Annotated in this window: 21 protein-coding genes; 12 read left to right on the top strand and 9 right to left on the bottom strand. The window is 65.4% G+C overall.

The genetic code is table 11. The features are described from left to right. Nucleotides 1-281 precede the first annotated feature (281 nt). The 6 genes from AB3X86_RS05760 to AB3X86_RS05735 all read left to right on the top strand — a co-directional run bounded on the left by AB3X86_RS05760 (nucleotide 282) and on the right by AB3X86_RS05735 (nucleotide 5,005). On the top strand, nucleotides 282-740 hold the full coding sequence (locus tag AB3X86_RS05760; protein ID WP_368595227.1) for a hypothetical protein: 459 nt from the start codon (nucleotides 282-284) through the stop codon (nucleotides 738-740). 109 nt (nucleotides 741-849) lie between these two features. Beyond that, the gene (locus AB3X86_RS05755; protein ID WP_368595226.1) at nucleotides 850-1,719 is read left to right on the top strand and encodes a DUF1223 domain-containing protein; all 870 of its coding nucleotides are present in this window, start codon (nucleotides 850-852) and stop codon (nucleotides 1,717-1,719) included. A gap of 50 nt (nucleotides 1,720-1,769) precedes the next feature. After that, entirely contained in the window at nucleotides 1,770-2,420 is a 651-nt protein-coding gene (locus AB3X86_RS05750) for a cytochrome b/b6 domain-containing protein (RefSeq protein ID WP_368595225.1), read from the top strand. 74 nt (nucleotides 2,421-2,494) lie between these two features. Beyond that, nucleotides 2,495-3,298 carry a molybdopterin-dependent oxidoreductase gene (locus AB3X86_RS05745; protein WP_368595224.1) on the top strand — a complete coding sequence of 268 codons (804 nt, stop codon included), beginning with the start codon at nucleotides 2,495-2,497 and terminating at the stop codon, nucleotides 3,296-3,298. Nucleotides 3,299-3,391: 93 nt separating this feature from the next. Further along, nucleotides 3,392-3,640 carry a pentapeptide MXKDX repeat protein gene (locus tag AB3X86_RS05740; protein WP_368595223.1) on the top strand — a complete coding sequence of 83 codons (249 nt, stop codon included), beginning with the start codon at nucleotides 3,392-3,394 and terminating at the stop codon, nucleotides 3,638-3,640. Between the two features lie 435 nt (nucleotides 3,641-4,075). After that, nucleotides 4,076-5,005 (top strand): EamA family transporter, encoded by a 930-nt coding sequence (locus AB3X86_RS05735; RefSeq protein WP_368595222.1) that lies wholly within the window; start codon nucleotides 4,076-4,078, stop codon nucleotides 5,003-5,005. A 34-nt stretch (nucleotides 5,006-5,039) separates the two neighbouring features. On the opposite strand, the gene AB3X86_RS05730 is transcribed toward AB3X86_RS05735, so the two are convergent. Next, on the bottom strand, nucleotides 5,040-7,082 hold the full coding sequence (locus tag AB3X86_RS05730; RefSeq protein WP_368595221.1) for an FAD-dependent oxidoreductase: 2,043 nt from the start codon (nucleotides 7,080-7,082) through the stop codon (nucleotides 5,040-5,042). Nucleotides 7,083-7,390: 308 nt separating this feature from the next. On the opposite strand from AB3X86_RS05730, the gene AB3X86_RS05725 reads away from it, so the two are divergent. Then, nucleotides 7,391-8,188, top strand: coding sequence for a DUF4397 domain-containing protein (locus tag AB3X86_RS05725; protein ID WP_368595220.1), 798 nt, complete (start codon nucleotides 7,391-7,393; stop codon nucleotides 8,186-8,188). Nucleotides 8,189-8,445: 257 nt separating this feature from the next. Here the strand turns inward: AB3X86_RS05725 and AB3X86_RS05720 are convergent, their stop codons facing one another. Both AB3X86_RS05720 and AB3X86_RS05715 read right to left on the bottom strand, forming a co-directional pair. Beyond that, nucleotides 8,446-8,583, bottom strand: coding sequence for an entericidin A/B family lipoprotein (locus AB3X86_RS05720; protein WP_013089876.1), 138 nt, complete (start codon nucleotides 8,581-8,583; stop codon nucleotides 8,446-8,448). A gap of 218 nt (nucleotides 8,584-8,801) precedes the next feature. Next, entirely contained in the window at nucleotides 8,802-10,439 is a 1,638-nt protein-coding gene (locus AB3X86_RS05715) for a sensor histidine kinase (protein WP_368595219.1), read from the bottom strand. A 40-nt stretch (nucleotides 10,440-10,479) separates the two neighbouring features. On the opposite strand from AB3X86_RS05715, the gene AB3X86_RS05710 reads away from it, so the two are divergent. The 5 genes from AB3X86_RS05710 (at nucleotide 10,480) to AB3X86_RS05690 (ending at nucleotide 12,939) form a co-directional block, all read left to right on the top strand. Further along, on the top strand, nucleotides 10,480-10,656 hold the full coding sequence (locus tag AB3X86_RS05710) for a DUF1328 family protein (RefSeq protein WP_026225929.1): 177 nt from the start codon (nucleotides 10,480-10,482) through the stop codon (nucleotides 10,654-10,656). A gap of 93 nt (nucleotides 10,657-10,749) precedes the next feature. Then, entirely contained in the window at nucleotides 10,750-10,911 is a 162-nt protein-coding gene (locus AB3X86_RS05705) for a DUF1328 domain-containing protein (RefSeq protein ID WP_006052455.1), read from the top strand. A 216-nt stretch (nucleotides 10,912-11,127) separates the two neighbouring features. Next, a complete protein-coding gene (locus tag AB3X86_RS05700; RefSeq protein ID WP_176382084.1) occupies nucleotides 11,128-11,673 on the top strand; it encodes a bacterioferritin in 546 nt (181 codons plus the stop codon). 181 nt (nucleotides 11,674-11,854) lie between these two features. Then, complete coding sequence (locus tag AB3X86_RS05695; protein WP_013089872.1) at nucleotides 11,855-12,487, top strand: response regulator transcription factor; 633 nt, start codon at nucleotides 11,855-11,857, stop codon at nucleotides 12,485-12,487. Between the two features lie 20 nt (nucleotides 12,488-12,507). Then, complete coding sequence (locus tag AB3X86_RS05690; protein ID WP_368595405.1) at nucleotides 12,508-12,939, top strand: response regulator; 432 nt, start codon at nucleotides 12,508-12,510, stop codon at nucleotides 12,937-12,939. Nucleotides 12,940-12,961: 22 nt separating this feature from the next. Here AB3X86_RS05690 and AB3X86_RS05685 read toward each other — a convergent pair whose 3' ends face one another. From AB3X86_RS05685 to AB3X86_RS05660, 6 genes are all read right to left on the bottom strand, one after another. Continuing rightward, nucleotides 12,962-13,315: a DUF1493 family protein gene (locus AB3X86_RS05685; protein WP_176382082.1), complete on the bottom strand. Its 354-nt coding sequence runs from the start codon at nucleotides 13,313-13,315 to the stop codon at nucleotides 12,962-12,964. After that, nucleotides 13,315-13,743, bottom strand: a complete 429-nt coding sequence (locus tag AB3X86_RS05680; protein ID WP_368595218.1) for an STM2901 family protein — start codon at nucleotides 13,741-13,743, stop codon at nucleotides 13,315-13,317. The genes AB3X86_RS05685 and AB3X86_RS05680 overlap by 1 nt, the downstream gene beginning before the upstream one ends. Nucleotides 13,744-13,971: 228 nt before the next feature. After that, nucleotides 13,972-15,171, bottom strand: coding sequence for an MFS transporter (locus AB3X86_RS05675; protein ID WP_368591810.1), 1,200 nt, complete (start codon nucleotides 15,169-15,171; stop codon nucleotides 13,972-13,974). 142 nt (nucleotides 15,172-15,313) lie between these two features. Further along, nucleotides 15,314-16,138: a phosphodiesterase gene (locus AB3X86_RS05670; RefSeq protein WP_368595217.1), complete on the bottom strand. Its 825-nt coding sequence runs from the start codon at nucleotides 16,136-16,138 to the stop codon at nucleotides 15,314-15,316. 57 nt (nucleotides 16,139-16,195) lie between these two features. Continuing rightward, the gene (locus AB3X86_RS05665) at nucleotides 16,196-17,242 is read right to left on the bottom strand and encodes an ABC transporter ATP-binding protein (protein ID WP_368595216.1); all 1,047 of its coding nucleotides are present in this window, start codon (nucleotides 17,240-17,242) and stop codon (nucleotides 16,196-16,198) included. Further along, nucleotides 17,239-18,159 (bottom strand): ABC transporter permease, encoded by a 921-nt coding sequence (locus AB3X86_RS05660; RefSeq protein WP_176124077.1) that lies wholly within the window; start codon nucleotides 18,157-18,159, stop codon nucleotides 17,239-17,241. The genes AB3X86_RS05665 and AB3X86_RS05660 overlap by 4 nt, the downstream gene beginning before the upstream one ends. Between the last annotated feature and the right edge of the window lie 4 nt (nucleotides 18,160-18,163).

Here is an 18,163-nt window from a genome sequence, read left to right as displayed (position 1 = left end):
GGCAGGTTGCCGCGCAGCAAAACGTGAAGCCCGCGACACCAGCGACGAAAGCTTGATGTTAGCACGCTGTCTCGGGCACTTCCGTTGGAGACATCGCGCTCCGTCGATCGGCCGTCTTTGTGCGGTGCCAGAAGAAAGCGACCTGATCCGCATTGCGTTCAAGCCAGTCAAAGGATTGCCGTTAAACAAAGTGCAGCGAAGGCCGCGCTCCAGCGAAGCGATTCGCGGGATGGCGCGTGAATGGCGCGACGCGACTCGCGCCGATTGACAGAGAGGTGCACATGAAAGCGGAAACAATGCGGTGGCGAACGTTCGGTCGCACAGCCGCGGTGGTGGCATTGTTTGCCGCGCCGCTGGCGGCGCCGGCGGCATCGACGGTGACGGGCGGCGTGATCCGGTTCGTGGGGATGATCGTCGCACCGCCGCTGCAGATCAGCGCGGATACGGCGCCCACTGGCGTCGCCGTCGATAGTGCGAGCGTGGCCGGTCAGCGCTTCTCGCGCACGGTGACGTTCAGTGCGCCGCCGGGCGTCGTCAGCGGGGCGGATGTCGCGCTCGAAGTGAACGGCGGTACGCAGTCGCGCGATCTGTTGGCAGCGCGTTTCGTCGATGGCGCCGGGCACGGCGTGCTGGCCCGCGACGGCCACTACGCGCTCGATCGCGCGGGCGGCGTGCTGTCGCTGAACGCGCGGCGCACCGATACGGACACGCGCGTGACGGTAGTGGTCAGTTACGACTGAGTCGCGGGCGAGCCTGGGCTCGCTCCCCCTGCCGGAAAAAAATTAAAAGAGGCTTGTCATAACCGGCCGCGCGGTTCGACAAACGTGCAGATTACGATCGGAGCACGTCATGTCGACCGCGCACAATCGCTCGCTACTTCAGCGCTTTACGAGTTTTTCCAGGCCCGCCGCCGGCCTCGCGCTCGTTGTGCTCAGCGCTTCGGGCATCCGTGCGGCCGATGCGGTCGCGGCCGGACCCCAATGCGCGACGCACAGCCCCGCGCACCGGTTAGCGCTCGTCGAGCTGTACAGCAGCGAGGGCTGCGATAGCTGCCCGCCCGCTGACCGTTGGCTCGGTCAATGGAAAAGCAACGGCGCCGCCCACGGCATTGTGCCGCTCGCACTGCACGTCGACTACTGGAACAGCCTCGGCTGGAGCGACCGGTTTTCCCAGCATCGCTTCACCGAACGTCAGGAGACGCTGACGCATCTCGCGGGCGCGCACACGATCTATACGCCGGAAGTGTTCGTCGCGGGCCGCGAGTTGCGCGACTGGTCGCAACGCGACAGTTTCGAGCGCCGCATCGACGAACTCGTCGCCGCACCTGCGCAGGCCAATGTCGCGCTCGCGCTGAGCCCGCGTGCGCCCGGCGCGTTCGATGTCGATGCGCAGTTCAGCACGACGGCAGCCGCCATCACGGGTCCGTTGAGCGCCTATGTTGCGGTCTACGAGAACGCGCTGACGACGCAGGTCGGCGCGGGCGAAAACCGCGGCGCGACGCTGCATCACGAGCGCGTCGTGCGCGCATGGTTCGGGCCCGTGCCACTCGTCGCCGGTCACGCGCGGATTCGTCAGGACATCGATCTACGCGAAGCGAGCGTCGACGCGAAAGCCGATCCGATCGACAATGCCGCCGATCGCTTCGGCGTGGTCGCGTTCGTCGAAAGCGACGCGAGCGGCGACGTGCTGCAAGCGGCCGATCTTCCCGCGTGCCGTTGATCGACATCGCACGCGCCGCATTCTCTACCGCTGCCTCGAGGAGAGCCGCCATGTCCACACCCACACCGCACGCGTTGCGCCCCGGCGCACCCTCCGCGCCGGCCGCACCCAAGCGCGGCGTCATTCACCCGCTGTGGCTGCGCATCACGCATTGGCTGAACGCGCTCGCGGCAATCGTGATGATGCTGTCGGGCTGGCGCATCTACGACGCGTCGCCGATCTTCCCGGCGTTCAGCTTTCCGACCGCGATCACGCTGGGCGGCTGGCTCGGCGGCGCGCTGCAATGGCACTTCGCGGCGATGTGGCTGCTGGTGTTCAACGGCCTCGTGTATATCGCGCTGAATCTCGCGAGCGGGCGTTTCGTGCGCAAGTTCCTGCCGCTGACGCCGCGCGCGGTGCTGCGCGATTTCATCGCCGCGTTGCGCGGGAAGCTGTCGCACGACGATCTGCGCGTCTACAACGCGGTGCAGAAGTTCGCCTACCTGTTCGCGATCGCCGATCTGATCGTGCTGGTGCTCTCGGGGCTCGCGATCTGGAAGTCGGTGCAGTTTCCACTGCTGCGTGAACTGATGGGCGGCTACGACAACGCACGCGTCGTGCACTTCACCGCGATGTCGCTGCTGGCCGCGTTTCTTGTGGTGCATCTGGCGATGGTCGCGCTCGTGCCGCGTTCGTTGCTCGCGATGCTGCGCGGACGTTGAGCCGCGGCTGCTCACGGCCATGCCGATATTCACGCTCATCGACGAGCCACGCGAACCCCTACGGATACCGAATCATGAACAAGCCGATCGACAAACCAGCAGACCAGCCCACGCAGCGTGTTAGCCGCACGCTCGACCGCGCATCGATCCTGCTCGATGCGAAGCGCGAACTGGCGATGCCGTCGCGCCGCCTGTTCGGCAAGCAGCTATTGACGCTCGGCGGTCTATCGATGCTGAGCGGCTGCTCGCTGACCGACGACGCTTCCGTGAACCGCTTCCTCACCGCCGTGTCGCGGCTGAACGATCGCGCCCAGGCCGCGCTGTTCGATCCCAAGCAGCTCGCGCCGACCTACACGGAAGCGCAGATCACGCGACCGTTTCCCTTCAACGCGTACTACGGCATCGACGACGTGCCGCACGTCGACGGCTCCGATTATCAGCTGAAGCTGAGCGGCCTCGTGACCGGCAAGCGCGTGTGGACGCTGCCCGAACTGTACGCGCTGCCGCATGCCGAGCAGATCACGCGGCATATCTGCGTCGAAGGCTGGAGCGCGATCGGCCGCTGGGGCGGCACGCCCTTCGGCGATTTTCTGCGGCGTGTCGGCGCGGATACGACGGCGAAGTACGTCGGCTTCAAATGCGCGGACGACTACTACGAAAGCATCGACATGCCGACCGCATTACATCCGCAGACGCTGCTGACGTTTTCTTACGACGGCGAGCGACTACCCGCGAAATACGGCTACCCGATGAAGCTGCGCATGCCGACCAAGCTCGGCTACAAAAATCCGAAGCACATCGTCGAGATATTCGTCACCAACACGTATCCCGGCGGCTATTGGGTCGACCAGGGCTACAACTGGTTCGGAGGCTCCTGACGCATGCGGGCGCACGCGCGCTTGCGGCAGCGGCTTCGGAAGCACGCCGGCACGGGCCGGTTTCGATTCATCCACCACCAACGGAGTCATCCCATGAAGAAGATTGCAGTCACCACGATCGCACTGCTGATGCTGGCAAGCGGCGGCGCCGCATTCGCGCAGGCGAGCGGCGCGATGTCGAACGATGCGATGTCGAAAGACACGATGTCGAAAGATTCGATGTCCAAAGACAGCATGTCGAAGGACGGCATGAAAAAGGACGCGATGAAACACGATTCGATGAAAAAGGGCGGCGGCGAGATGGGCATGAAGCACGAAGCGTCGGGCGCGATGGGCAACTGAGTCCGCGTGCGGGGTGCTTAGCGATCCTGCCGATGCGTGGAGCATCGAACGGATTCGACGCTGAATGGAAGCCGGGGATGCGTCCCCGGCTTTTCTGTTGCAGGAAACCAAAAAGTTACGATTCTGTCGCGCAGCGCACTCGGCGCTTACTGCATAATGCGTTGCGCGCCGCGGCTTTCGCCCGCGGCGTCGCCGCGCATCGCGGCCGCGTTGCATCGCGTCGTTTTGACCGATTCCGCCGCCACAGCCGTTTCTGGCGCTTCCTGCGCCGCCCATCGTCTTACTGTTCCACCGACATGTCCGCCAGCCTCACCCGTCAGACCGCATCGCCGATGCGGTGCCCGCCATCCCGTCCGAAAGGCATCGAAGCAGGCGCGGGGCCTCGCCGGCATCGAGCGCAGCGCGCGGGTCGAGTGGCGACGGCGGGCTGAACGCATGTCGCTGCAACGCTCGGTTTTTTCTCCGTCTGGCTGGTCGCTGCGTCTGCCGCAGTCGCGCAAAGGGCGGGTCGCGCTCGCGCTTGCCGTCGTTTATCTGGTGTGGGGCTCGACCTATCTCGCCGTGCACGTCGCGCTCGGCTCGTTTCCGCCGCTGCTGATGTCGGGCTTGCGCAACCTGTTCGCCGGCATCGGTTTGTTCGTGTTCGCCGCGCGCCGCAAGCCGGTCTGGCCGAGCGTCGCCGAAATTCGCAACGCGGGCCTCGTCGGCACGATGCTGGTGGGTCTGTCGAGCGGCATGCTCGCGTACGGCATGCGCACGGTCGGCACCGGCACCGCGGCCGTGATGGTCGCGACCGTGCCGCTGTTCGCGACCGTGATCGCGGCCGTCGCCGGACAGAAGATCGGTCGCGGCGAATGGTTCGCGGTCGGGCTCGGGCTCGCCGGCATCGTGATTCTGAGTCACGGCGACAGCACGCCGGGCTCGGTGGGAGGCAGTCTCGCGATTCTGTGCGGCGCGCTGTTCTGGGCCGGCGGCGCGCATCTGGCCGGGGTGTTGAAGCTGCCGTCGGACCTGTTTCTATCGACCTCGCTGCAGATCGGCCTCGGCGGCGCGATCTCGACGCTGGTCGCGTGGGCGGCGGGCGAGCGGATGCTCGAGCTGCATTTCCTGCCGCTCGTCGCGTTCCTGTATCTGATGCTGATCGGCACGATGGCCGCGTTCGTCGCGTACGGTTATCTGATTCGCCACACGAGCCCGATCATCGCGAGCAGCTGCATGTACGTGAATCCGATCGTCGCGGTTGCATTGGGTGCGCTGCTGCTCGGCGAGCCGGTCACACGCTCGACGGTGATCGCGACTATCGTGATCCTGAGCAGCGTCGGCTTGTCGTTCTGGTTCGATTACCAGAAGAAGGGCAGCGCCTAAGCGGCGCGGTTCTCGTCGAACCGCGCCGCCGTTGTCAAAGCGCGGCCGCCAGCTCCGCGCCCTCGCGGATCGCGCGCTTCGCATCGAGCTCGGTGGCGAGCTTCGCGCCGCCGATCACATGAAAACGCGGGCCGCCGCTGCCGTGCTTGCCATCGACGGTCGACGGCATTAGCTCGCGCAACGACTCCTGCCCCGCGCACACGACGACCGTATCGACGTCGAGCCATTCGTCGGCACCGTCTCGCGCGATCCTCAGACCGCGCGCGCTGATCTCCCGATACTCGACGCCGCCTAGCATCTGCACGCCGTTCCTCGCGAGCACCGCGCGATGCACCCAGCCCGACGTCTTGCCGAGCCCCGCGCCGAGCTTGCCGGCCTTGCGCTGCAATAGCCAGATCTGCCGCGCCGCTTGCGCGGCAACGGGCGGCTTCAGGCCGCCGCGCTCGCGCACCGCGAGGTCGACGCCCCATTCGTCGAGCCACGTATCGCGCGGCACCGGCAGCGGCTCGCCCGCGCGATGCAGCAGAAACTCGCTGACGTCGAAGCCGATCCCGCCCGCGCCGATCACCGCGACGCGCGCGCCGACCGGCGCACCGCGCAGCACGTCCACATACGACAGCACGTTGGACCCGTCGATGCCGGCAATCGCCGGCCGCCGCGGCACGATGCCGGTCGCGACGATCACGTCGTCGTAGGCGCCCGCGGCGAGCAGCGCGGCATCGACGCGCGTGCCGAGCCGCACGTCGACGCGATGGCGTTGCAACTGGCTGCCGAAGTAGCGGATCGTTTCGCTGAACTCTTCCTTGCCCGGCACGCGCATCGCGAGATTGAACTGGCCGCCGAGCGTGTCGCAGGCCTCGAACAGCGTCACGCGATGCCCGCGCGAGGCCGCCACCGTCGCGGCCGATAGCCCGGCCGGCCCGGCGCCGACCACTGCGATCGCGCGCGCCTGTCGCGCGCTCGCTAGCGGCCGGTAGATGAGCTCAGTTTCGCGTCCCGCGCGCGGATTGACGAGGCAGCTCGCGCGCTGATTCCTGAACGTGTGATCGAGGCAGGCCTGATTGCACGCGATGCAGGTGTTGATTTCGTGCGCACGGTCCAGGGCGGTCTTCAGCACGAACTCGGGATCGGCGAGCAGCGGCCGCGCCATCGACACGAGATCGGCCGTGCCGTCGGCGATCAGCGCTTCGGCCACCTCGGGCGTGTTGATACGGTTCGACGCGATCACCGGCACGTTGACCGCGGCCTTCAGACGCGCGGTCAGCGAGGCGAACGCCGCGCGCGGCACCGAGGTCACGATGGTCGGCACGCGCGCCTCGTGCCAGCCGATGCCGGTGTTGAAGATCGTCACGCCGGCCGCTTCGAGGGCCTGCGCAACCTGCACGGTTTCCTCCCACGTATTGCCGCCCTCGACCAGATCGATCAGCGACAGCCGGTACACGACGATGAAGCGCTCGCCGCATTCGGCACGCACCCGCTCGACGATCTCACAGGCGAGCCGCATGCGATTCTCGATGCTGCCGCCGTATCGATCGGTGCGCCGGTTCGTGCGCGGGCACAGGAACTGGTTCAGCAGATAGCCTTCGCTGCCCATGATCTCGACGCCGTCATAGCCCGCGCGTTGCGCGAGCCGCGCGCAGCGCGCGTAGTCGCGCACGGTTCGGTCGATGCCGGCGAGCGTCAGCGCGCGCGGCTTGAACTTCGAGATCGGCGATTTCAACGCCGACGCCGACACCGCGAACGGCTGATAGCCATAACGGCCCGCATGCAGGATCTGCAGCGCGATCTTGCCGCCCTCCGCGTGTACGGCCTCGGTCACGAGCCGGTGATTGCGCAGATCGAACACCGAGTTGAGCGTGCCGCCGAACGGCAGCAGCCAGCCCTCGCGATTCGGCGAAATGCCGCCCGTGATGATCAGGCCGACGCCGCCTTTCGCGCGCTCGCGGAAGTATGCGGCCAGTTGCGGGTAATGCCAGAAGCGGTCTTCCATGCCCGTGTGCATCGAGCCCATCACGACGCGGTTGGACAGACGTGTGAAGCCCAGATCGAGCTCGGCGAGTAAGTGTTGGTAAGACATGCAGGGACCGTGTAAGTGGGGGGCCGCACGAACGATACACCGCGCGCCGGACCGGACCGCCGAGGAAAAATTCTAAATCGCGGCAATCCATTGATTCGCAAGACCTGGGTCGGTTGTCTCAGGCCAGCTATTTGGGGCACGGCACACCCATTGCTGATTTTGAGCGTCGATCGACACGGACGCGCCACCGACAAAACCAGCGCGCCGTGCGGCACGGATGGGAGGAGGGCGACCGCGAGGCTTCCCGCGGCCGCCCGCATATGAATGGGCGATGAGCGTCAAGCCCTTTAGCGAGACAGGTGAACACAATGAAAATTATCCGAATCATGGTGGCGGTCGTTGCGGCCGCGGCGGTACTGAGCGCGTGCGGCGGCGGTGATGGCAGCGATGCGGGCAAGACGCTGGGGTTGACCAATCCCGAGATCCATTTCGTTCACGCGCTTGCGGGTGGCCCCGCGGTCGACTTCCTTGTCAATGGCAGCGCGCCTTCCGGACAGACCAACATCTCGTATAAAGGCGTGACCAACCTCACCAATATCGACACGGGCCCGACGACCGTCGCTTATGCGGCGACCGGCACGAAAAACGCGCTCGCGAGCGGCAGCTTCCCCGATGTCGCGAAGGGCCACGTGTACACAGTGCTGGCATTGCCGGGTCTGTCGGCGCCCGACATCGGCCTGATCGACGATCCGTTCGACAAGGGCCTGCTGACCAACGACGCGCGCGTGCGCGGCTTCAATGCGTCGGCGAACGCGCCGGACCTCGACCTCTACCTCGTGCAGGCCACCGCCACCAGCATCACCAACGTGTCGCCGACGCTCGCCGGCGTGTCGTTCAAGAACGCGGTGCCGGCGAGCGGGCAGGATTCGATCTACGTGTCGGGTGGCCAGTACGTGCTGATCGCGACGGTGGCCGGCAGCAAGACGCCGATCTTCCAGTCGAACTCGTTCTCGCTGGCGAACAACGCCGACTGGCTGATCACCTCGGTGCCGATCGCGGGCGTGTTGAGCCAACTGGCGCCTGGGCAGATTCATCTGCTGATCGTACAGAACGGCAATACGAGCACGCCGAGCGTGGAGCTGTCGAATACGTTGACCGGGCAATGACGGGGCCGCCGGTCACCGGATGAGCCTCGCGCGGCGCGAGCATCGATGAACCGCTTGCGCCAGCCGGACAATCAAGGACTCCGGATGGTCGGAAAGCGGGAGGACGGCACGGCGATCCACGAGAGTGGGTCGCCGTTCTGTTTGATCGGGCTCCGAAAACGCGTCGCGTCGCTAGCCAGCAAGCCAGCATGCACGAAAAAAAAGCCCGCCGCGGCATCCCGCGACGGGCTCTGCAAAACCTGCTGCCATGTGCCGGCTTATTTTGCCTTTTCCGCCTCGTTCGTGATGGCGTGGCCGCCCTTCGAAATGTCCTGGCCGGCGCCGGCCATCGTGTTGCAACCCGTGACGAGCATGGCGGTTCCTGCGAGCACAAGCAAAGCGATCAGTCGAGTCATGAAACTTCTCCTTGTCGAGAATGCATCGGTTGATGTCGTCCGACCGGGGCCATGCCAGTCGATCCGGTTTCGATCCGGTTTCGAACCGGCCTGATTGCATGGTAAAAAAAGGGTGGGGGCGGCGCTGTCGGCCGTGCCGCGATTTTGTTGTAGGCGTGCTCCGGTGTTTGCGTCGGCGCACTCCTACAACGGCTTTGCGGTGCCACGGCCCGCACGCGTCAGACGGGGTTTTGCGACGAAGTGGTCGGTGTGGCCGGCGACGCCGGCGGCTGATCGATCGAAGGCGTCGCCGTGCTTGCGCTCGGCATCACGACGTCGATTTCGGTGCCGTTTTGCGCGCCACGGCGGATGTCGAAGCGTCCGCCATGCGCGGCCACGCGCTGGCGCATGCCGAGCAGGCCATGCGTATGCGTGCGTTTCAGATCGGCCGGCATGATGCCGACGCCGTTGTCCGCGATATGCAGCGCGACCTCGCCATCGCCGACCCGCAGCGCGATGCCGACCTTCGAGGCCCGCGCGTACTTGGCGGCGTTCGTCAGCGACTCCTGCGCGACCCGAAAGAGCGCAATCTCGGTCTGTTCGTCGAGCTGGACATCGTCGGCGGGCAGGTGCAGTTCGAGCGTCCAGTTGTTGCGCTGCGCGGCTTCGTCGGCGAGCGTGCGCAGCGCGGTGACGAGCCCGAAATTGGCGAGTACGGTCGGCCGCATGTCCTCGATGATGCGCCGCTTCAACGCGATACCCTGGTCGAGATTGGCGAGCGCGCGCCGCAGCTTGTCGGCGATGTCCGGCTCGCTGTCCTTCAGCTTGCGGCGCGCCCACGCTACGTCCATCCGGCATGCGGTCAGAATCGCGCCGAGCTCGTCGTGCAGCTCGCGTGCGAGCTGGGTCTTTTCGTTTTCGCTGACCGCCTGCAGATGCCAGCCGAGCGCTTCGAGCTGGCGCGTGCGCTCGCCCACCAGCTGGTCGAGTTCCTCCTGCTGCGTAATCAGCTGACGCTGCGCGCGCGCCTGCCGGTCGATCTGGATGCCGAGATTGCGAAACAGCAGAATGAACAGCACGATGTTCAGCGCCGACAGCCCCGCCGCGCACAGCGTCGACAGCCGCTGATCGGCGCGGCTCGCGGCCAGCGCGTGCTGCGCGCGGCGCTCTTCGTTGTCGCGCAGCAGCGTGAGCGTGCTGTCGATCAACGAAGCGTCCGCCGGATTGACGTCGCTCGCGGGCCCGCATCCGCCGAATTCGAGCGGATGCGGCGCCGCGTGCTGCATCGCGGCGGCGCCCGCGCCGATGCGCGCGTCGATCAGCGCGAGAATCTGCGTAAAGCTCGCGAGCTCCGCGCTGTCCGCGCGGCCGCCGCGATAGAAGTGGTCCAACTGCCGGGTGGTCTCGCGAATGCGCGCGGCGCTCGCGCAGAACGCTTGGGCGGATGCGTCGTCCTTCGTCAGAAGAAACTGGTTTTGTTGTGCGCTGAGGCGCGACAGATCGCTCGCGAGCGTGCTCAGTTGCACGGTGACGTCGCGCGCTTCGAGCGCGGTCTCGTACTCGGCGGCGATGCGCTGACGCGCGCTCTCCAGAATCACGAGGCCGCCCACCGTGATCACGATCGCGACCGTCATCGCGATCGCCCAGCTGCGCCTGCGCATCCAGTCGGCGAGCCGCGCCGTGGCGCGCGCGCCAGGCTGTTCCGGCGGGTTCTGCAGATTCGACACTTGCTGCTCCGGAAAGAGGGCATCGACTCGGGCGTCGACTTCAGCATCGAGCGAAGCCGCGCGTAACGTCGTCGTAATCCAATGTAAGCGGATTCTCACACGAAAAACGGCGAGCGTCGGAATGCGCGCGGCGCCGCGCATCGATAGCATGGACCCGATCGTTCATTCAATGTTTCGGGAGAAAACCATCATGCTGAAGTGGGCGCTGTTCTTCGCGATCGTCGCGGTGATCGCGGGTCTTCTCGGCTTCACCGGCATTGCGGCCGGCGCGGCGGCGATCGCGAAGTTCCTGTTCTTCGTGTTTGTCGTGCTGTGCGTGGTGTTCCTCGTGCTCGGCTTCGTCGTGACGAAGAAAACGATCGATTAGCGCGGCCATCGCAGTGGCGGCAAGCCGCGCCTTCATAGCAGGCGAGGGGTTTGCTGGCAGTCGATTGCAGGGCCAACAAAAGGGAGAAATGCCATGCTTCACTATGCCATCGTCTTTTTCGTGATCGCGATCATCGCGGCGGTGTTCGGCTTTACCGGCATCGCGGCCGGCGCGGCCGAAATCGCGAAGATCCTGTTCTACATCTTCCTCGTCGTGTTCGTGGTCACGTTGCTGCTCGGCGTGTTTCGAACCTAGCCACGCGAGCCCTGGATGAACGTAACACGAGATCGGCAGCGAAGTACGCAATACGTATACGTAGGTACAGGTAGTCAACAAGGCGCGGGAACGCGCGGCGTTCGAATCCTCGATCGAGGCGCCCGCGTTCGAAGCGCCGTCATTCCACCGTCGGCGCATCAGGCGCGATTCGTGCTGATGCGCGATTCCCCCAATACCGGATAAAGGAGAAGTTCGATGACGAAGCAATCTGGCGACACGTTCGTGATGGACATCAAAAAGATCCGCGAGGACGCGCGCAAGCATATGTCGGATGGTCCGGTCACGCCGAGCTACGGCGCGAATCGCGACACGGTGCTCAAGCTGCTCAACGACGCGCTCGCCACCGAGCTCGTCTGCACGCTGCGTTACAAGCGTCACTACTTCATGGCGAAGGGCATCAACTCCGAAGCGGTCGCGACGGAATTCGCCGAGCACGCGAGCGAGGAGCAGGAACACGCCGATCGCATCGCCGAGCGCATCGTGCAGCTTGGCGGCGAACCCGATTTCGCGCCGGACGGCATCAAGGCACGCGCGCATTCGGAATACAAGGAAGGCACCGATCTGACCGACATGATTCGCGAGAACCTGATCGCGGAGCGCATCGCGATCGACACGTACCGCGAGATCGTCCGCTATCTCGGCGAGAAGGACGTGACCACGCGCCGGCTGTTCGAGGAGATTCTCGCGGTCGAGGAAGAGCACGCCGACGATATGGCGGATCTGCTCGCGGGGCGTGAGTAGCGCGCCAAAGTGACAGGGAAGCGACGAAGACGCGGCGCAATCGTGTTGACCGGGCGCCAGCGAACTCGGGAATGCCGGCGGCCGCGGTGCGAAGCCGCCCTCGCAGTCCACGTTCTGCCGTGGCCGCGGATCATTACAATGTCGGCTTAGGAGCGACTCCCTTTGCACGGACACCCAAGCGATGATTCGAGTGCTGATAGCTGACGATCATGCGATCGTTCGAGGTGGTTTCAGACAGTTCGTCGCCGACGAGCCGGATATGTGCGTCGCCGCCGAGGCCGCGACCGGCGAGGAAGCGATCGGCCTCGTGCGCGAGCAGGCATTCGACGTAGTGCTGCTCGACATCGCGATGCCGGACAAGAACGGCATCGATACGTTGCGGGTGATCAAGCAAGTGCGTCCGGAGCAGGGCGTGCTGATCCTGTCTGGCTACCCCGAGAGCCAGTACGCGATCAATCTGCTGCGCGCGGGCGCGAACGGCTATCTGAACAAAGACTGCGAGCCGGAGGAAATCGTGCGCGCGATCCGCTCGGTTGCGCGCGGTCACCGCTATCTGTCGGAGGCGGTCGCCGATACGCTTGCCGACAATCTCGACAAGCCCGCCGCCGGGCGTCCCCATGAAGCGCTGTCGGAGCGCGAATTCCAGATCTTCTGCAAGCTCGCGGCAGGGCAGTTGCCGACCGAGATCGCGGAAGAACTGCATCTGTCGGTCAAAACGGTCAGCACGTATCGCGCGCGGGTGCTCGAGAAGATGCGACTCGCGAACAACGCGGACCTCACGTACTACGCGATCAAGAATGGTCTGATCGAATGACGGACGATCGAGACATCCTGATGAACAGCGAATCGAACCCTGCTACCGATCCAGCCAGCCGCGCGCCGTTGCGCGTGCTGCTGATCGAGGATTCGCCGCTGATCCGCCGCAGCCTCGTCGAGGCGATCGATGCTTCGGGCTTGCTGCGCGTGGCCGCTTATGCCGACTCCGCCGACGAGGCGATCGCGTTGCTCGGCGATGAAGCGTTCGATGCGGTGATCGTCGACTTGCAGCTGAAGCAGGGCTCCGGCGTGCCGGTGCTCGCGTATCTGCAGCGCGAGGGGCTGATCGATTCGATGTTCGCGGCGGTGCTGACCAATCATGCGTTGCCCGCGTATCGAGCGCGCTGCGAGCAGTACGGCGTGCGGCACTTTTACGACAAATCGTTCGAGTTCGATCGTGTGCTCGACGCGCTGCATGAGTATGCGTTGGGGCGGGGAGGCGGCGAGTAACAACCTGCGCGGGGGGACGTTTCTAGTCAGTTTTCCATGATCCGCATTTCATCGCTTCATCGAGCATCCCAAGGGTAAGGGAACGTCCACCTAGTAACTCTCGAGCGCTGGCACTGAACGGGGACTTCAACGCGGCCGCGACGATGTCGCGCTTTCGCATGTTGGCGGATGGAACGTAATAGGCAACGTCGAAATCGCGCAGGTCCACGTGGAAGCGTTCAGCCCATGCCTGCATTACGTCGACGATTCTCGCCGGCTCCCAATCCAGATCGTGATACAGATCCATGTCACGGGTCAGCTTGTCGTCGAGAGGTAGCCCGGCGGGAGTGCGCACTTCGCGGATGAACTGAACGAGATCGAGCCACGTGTCGTTCATTACAGGCGATCCTCCAGTTTGACCAGGCGGTTATAGGCATTGACGGTTTTGTAGCCGATTATTGCCACGTCAGATGCGGTGATTATCCACCCGACTCCAGGAATTGCTCGACCGACCAATACGCCCAGATGGCTCGTCAACTTCACGCGGAGTAGCGCGACGCTGGTCCATGACGTGAACGTAGGCAGAATTCGATGCTTTAACTCGAAGGGCAATAGCGAGCGGGAGAGCTTCGATGCCACTGACGTGCCTTTTACCGCGCCGCCAAATTTGCCTCGCGTCGGAATGAAGCGCGAGCCTGCGAGGATCACGGAGGCGCCCACCGCATCGCTGATACCGATTTGGGCCATGGTTTCATCCACGGAGATTAGCAGCAGTTGCGTAGGGGTTAGATTGCTGTGTATTCCGTAGTTATATGTATTCGACATACCGGCGTGTGGACTTGATCGGGCAGGGGGCAACGCATAATACGTCGATGAACAGTGGCGCGAGCCTTCGACTCGTGCCACACCAGTCCGTTAAGCTATCCGGGAACGACGAGTAATGAAATGGGCGAAGGATGATTCTGCGCGACGGAATGCGACAGGCGTTACCAGGCTCTGCCAGCGGTGGCAAATCGACAAGACGATTCTCACTCGGCTCTGATCAGCCTGATATCAATGCCCCGCCCGCGCCGGCAAGCGCAGATGATTCCACGCGCCGAGCCCGGCAAACCCGATCCCCGCGATAGTGACACCGATCCACCCGAACGCCGGCCACACGATCGCGCCGACACCCGAGCCCAGCGCACCGCCGATGAAATACGCGACCATGTACACCGTATTCACGCGGCTGCGCGCATCGGGCTTTAACGCGTAGATGCGCGACTGATTGGAAATCTGCGCGGCCTGCACGCCGATGTCGAGAATGATCACGCCGACCACGAGTCCCGCGATGCTCTTCGCCGATGCGCCGAAGATCACGAACGCGATCACGACCAGCACGAGCGACACGGTGATGATCGCGCGCGGGCCGCGCCGGTCGGCGAACTTGCCGGCCAGCGGCGCGGCCAGCGCGCCAGCCGCGCCGACGATACCGAACAGCCCCGCCGCCTGCGGCCCGAGATGAAACGGCGCACCCGCGAGCAACAGCGCGAGCACCGACCAGAAAAGGCTGAACGCGCCGAACAACGCCGCTCCGGTCAGCGACGCCTCGCGCAGCGCGCGATGCTCGGTCACCAGATGCCACATCGACACGAGCAGCTTGCCGTACGGCAGCGTCGAGGTCGGCTGGCTCTTCGGCAGACGCAAAATGATGACGACCGCGAGCGCGAGCAGCGCGACGACCGATGCGCCAAACACCGCGCGCCAGCCGAAGTATTCACCGACGATGCCCGCCGCGGTCCGCGCGAGCAGGATGCCGAGCAACAGGCCGCTCATCACGGTGCCGACCGCGTGGCCGCGCTCGGACGGCAACGCGAGTTCGGCCGCGAACGGCACCGCCTGTTGCGCGATCGTCGCGAGCACGCCGATCGCTAGACTCGTGACGATCAGCACCGCGAGCGTCGGCGCCGACGCCGCGACGATGAGCGCGACGCACATGCCGGCGATCTGCAGCAGGATCAGCAAACGCCGGTCGAAGCGGTCGCCGAGCGGCGCGAGCAGCAGCATGCCGGCGGCGTAGCCGAGCTGTGTGACGGCAGGCACCGCGCCGACCCAGGACGCGCTGTCCGGAAACGACTGGCGCAAGTTGTCGAGGAGTGGCTGATTGAAGTAGATGTTCGCCACAGAGACACCGGCGATCGTCGCGAGCAGCAGCAACACGCCGCGCAGCGACCGGGCGGAGGAAGCGGAAGTGGAAGCGTCGGAAGTGGACATGACGGAGGCGGATCGACGGACCGGCCCATGCGCGGTCCTCAAGCGTGCCGATCATACCGGAGCGGCGGGGTTCCTGCTGACGGTCGAGCGAGCGCTCGCCCGCGCGGCCGCCATCCGGTTGCAGAGAGATCTACCGCTCCTGTCAGTCGATCAACGCGCCAGCATCGTAGAACGGATACGGGCCGTCGGCCGGATCGACATACGCGTGATGCGTGACGATGCCCGTCGCCGGCGCGTAGTAATGCAGCGCGTAAGCGGGCGGCTCCATCACGAACGCCGACGGTCCGTCCTCGCGAAAATCGAGCGCCACCTGGTGCGCGGGCGCGGGAATCGCGCTCGCGATCGTGCCGCCGAAGCGCACGAACATCGAGCGATGCACGTGCCCGCAGAGCACGCGCTCGACGTTGGGATAGCGGGCGATCAACGCGGCGAGCTTGTCCGATGCCGCAGGGTCGAGCCGGATCTCGTCCATATGTCCGATGCCGCACGCGAACGGCGGATGATGCAGCGCGACCACGACCGGCTTGCCGCGCGCCGCATCGAGTTGCTGCGCGAGCCACGCGAGCCGCGTGTCACACAGCATGCCGGCGCTCGAACCGGGCACCAGCGAATCGAGCGCGATCACGCGCAGCGGGCCGACGTCGGCCGCGTACTGAACGAACTCGCCGCCGCTTTGCAATTCCTCGCGCTCGGGAAACGCCGCGCGCAACGCGTTGCGTTCGTCGTGATTGCCGACCATCAGGAAGTAGGGGATCTCGAGCGGCGCGAGCAGTGCCTTCAGGTGCGCATACTGCTCCGGGTCGCCCTGATCGACGAGGTCGCCGGTCATCAGCACCGCGTCGGGGCGCGGTGTGAGCGCGTTCAGCGCGTCGATGCAGCGCGCGAGGTAGGGAGCGGTATCGACGCGGCGATACGCGAGTGCGCCGGGTTGCTTGATATGCAGGTCGCTAATTTGAGCCAGCAGCATGACAGAGGTCCTTCGGGTTGCTTCGTGTTGAGCGCCAGGCTGCGGCGCTGTTTGTACCTACGATAGCGCAATCAGTGCGTCCCGCTCGATCGAAATGCCGACCGGCGTGCCACGCGCAAGCTCGATACGGCCCGCGACGTCGACGAAGAGCGGCTCGGGCGCGGCGCCGCCAATCGTCAGACGCGTGCGTTCGCCGAGGAACGCGATGCTTTCGATCAGGCCGCGCAGCTGCGCGAGCGCGGGGTCGGTGAGCCGCGCGTCCTCGGGGCGAAAGAAGATTTCGTGCGGGCCGGTCGCATTCGATGCATGCGCGGGCACCGGCACGGCGCCGCCGCTCGTCGTCAGCATGCCGTCGCGCGGCTCGCCCGCGATACGGTTGATCGTGCCGACGAACTGCGCGACCGTGCGATTGGCCGGACGATAGTAGATGTCGCGCGGCGAACCGATCTGCTCGATGCGTCCCGCGCTCATCACGACGATGCGATCGCCGAGCTCCATCGCCTCGGCCTGATCGTGCGTCACGTAGACGGTGGTGATGCCGAGCTCGCGCAACAGCGCGTTCATTTCCGTGCGCAATGCGTCGCGCAGACGCGCGTCGAGCGCGGTCAGCGGTTCGTCGAGCAGCAGCACGCGCGGCTGCACCGCGAGCGCGCGAGCGAGCGCCACACGTTGACGCTGGCCGCCCGACAGTTGATCGATCGGTTTGTCCGCGTGCGCGGCAAGCCGCATCATGCCGAGCAGTTCGTCGACGCGTTGGCGGGCAGTTGCCGCCGGCACGCGCCTGATCTTCAGACCGTAGCCGATGTTGCCGCGCACGGTCAGGTTCGGAAACAGCGCGTAGCTCTGGAACACCATGCCGACCGCGCGTTTTTCGATCGGCAGCGGGGTCACGTCGTCGTCGCCGAATGCGATGCGACCGCCCGCGTCCGGGGTTTCGAGGCCCGCGATCAGGCGCAGCGTCGTCGTCTTGCCGCAGCCCGACGGTCCGAGCAGCACGAGGGTTTCGCCCGCGCCGATCGACAGGTCGAGCGGTTCGAGCACGCGCGTGCCGCGAAACGTCTTGGCGCATTGCGTGAGCGTGATGGGAACCGAGGTGAGTTTCATGGCGTGTCGATGGGTTTCGCGAAAGAGGCGGCGCCGTGCCTGTTCGACGCGCTGCGCTGGCCGGTCGCATCGACGCCGAGCCATTGCATCGCGACGAGCAGCGGCATCGTCATGATGAAGAACAGGATCGTGTACGCGCTGCCGATCTCGATGCGCATCGACGCGTAGGTATCGGCGAGGCCGACCGGCAGCGTCTTCGTATCGGGCGTGTGCAGCATCCACGTGAGGTTGAATTCGCCGATCGACAGCGTCAGCACCGCGAGCGCGCCCGCGACGATGCCGGGCCGCGCGTTCGGCAGCACGATCGTCACGAAGCGCGTGAAGAAACCCGCGCCGAGGCTTGCCGCGCCTTCTTCTAGCGTGCGCAGATCGCTGCTCGCGCAGACCGCCGCGACCGCGCGCACCATGAACGGCAGCGTGAATACCACATGCCCGACCACGATGAACGCCGCGCTCATCCGGAACGCCGTGAAGCCGCCATAGATCACCAGCAGCGCGAGCGCCGACGCGAGGCCGGGCAGCGCGATCGGCAGCACCAGAAACTCTTCGACGATGCGTGCGAAGCGCGTCTTGCTGCGCGCGAGCACGTAGCCCGCGGGTACGCCGGTCAACAGCGTGACGACGAGCGTCGCGGCGGCCACTTCGAGCGACAGCCACACCGAGCCGTGATACTGGCTCCACACTTCGACGAGCCAGCGCAGCGTGAGTCCGCTCGACACACCCTTGAAGTAGTTGACCGTCAGCCCCGCGACGATCGACATGACAACCGGCACGATCAGGAACGCGCACAGCAGCAGGGTGACGAACCATTGACCCGCGGCGAGCCAGGTTCGCGAGGAAGGCCACGCGCGTCGCGTGCGCGGTCCCGCTGCCGGTTGCGACGGCGAGGAGGCCGAGGAGGCCGTGACTGAGTTCATGGAT

It is taken from the genome of Paraburkholderia sp. BR14374 (genome assembly GCF_040948685.1).
Taxonomy (GTDB): Bacteria; Pseudomonadota; Gammaproteobacteria; order Burkholderiales; family Burkholderiaceae; genus Paraburkholderia; species Paraburkholderia youngii.
Note: the sequence above shows the minus strand (reverse complement) of the source record. Positions and strands in the feature narration are given on the sequence as shown.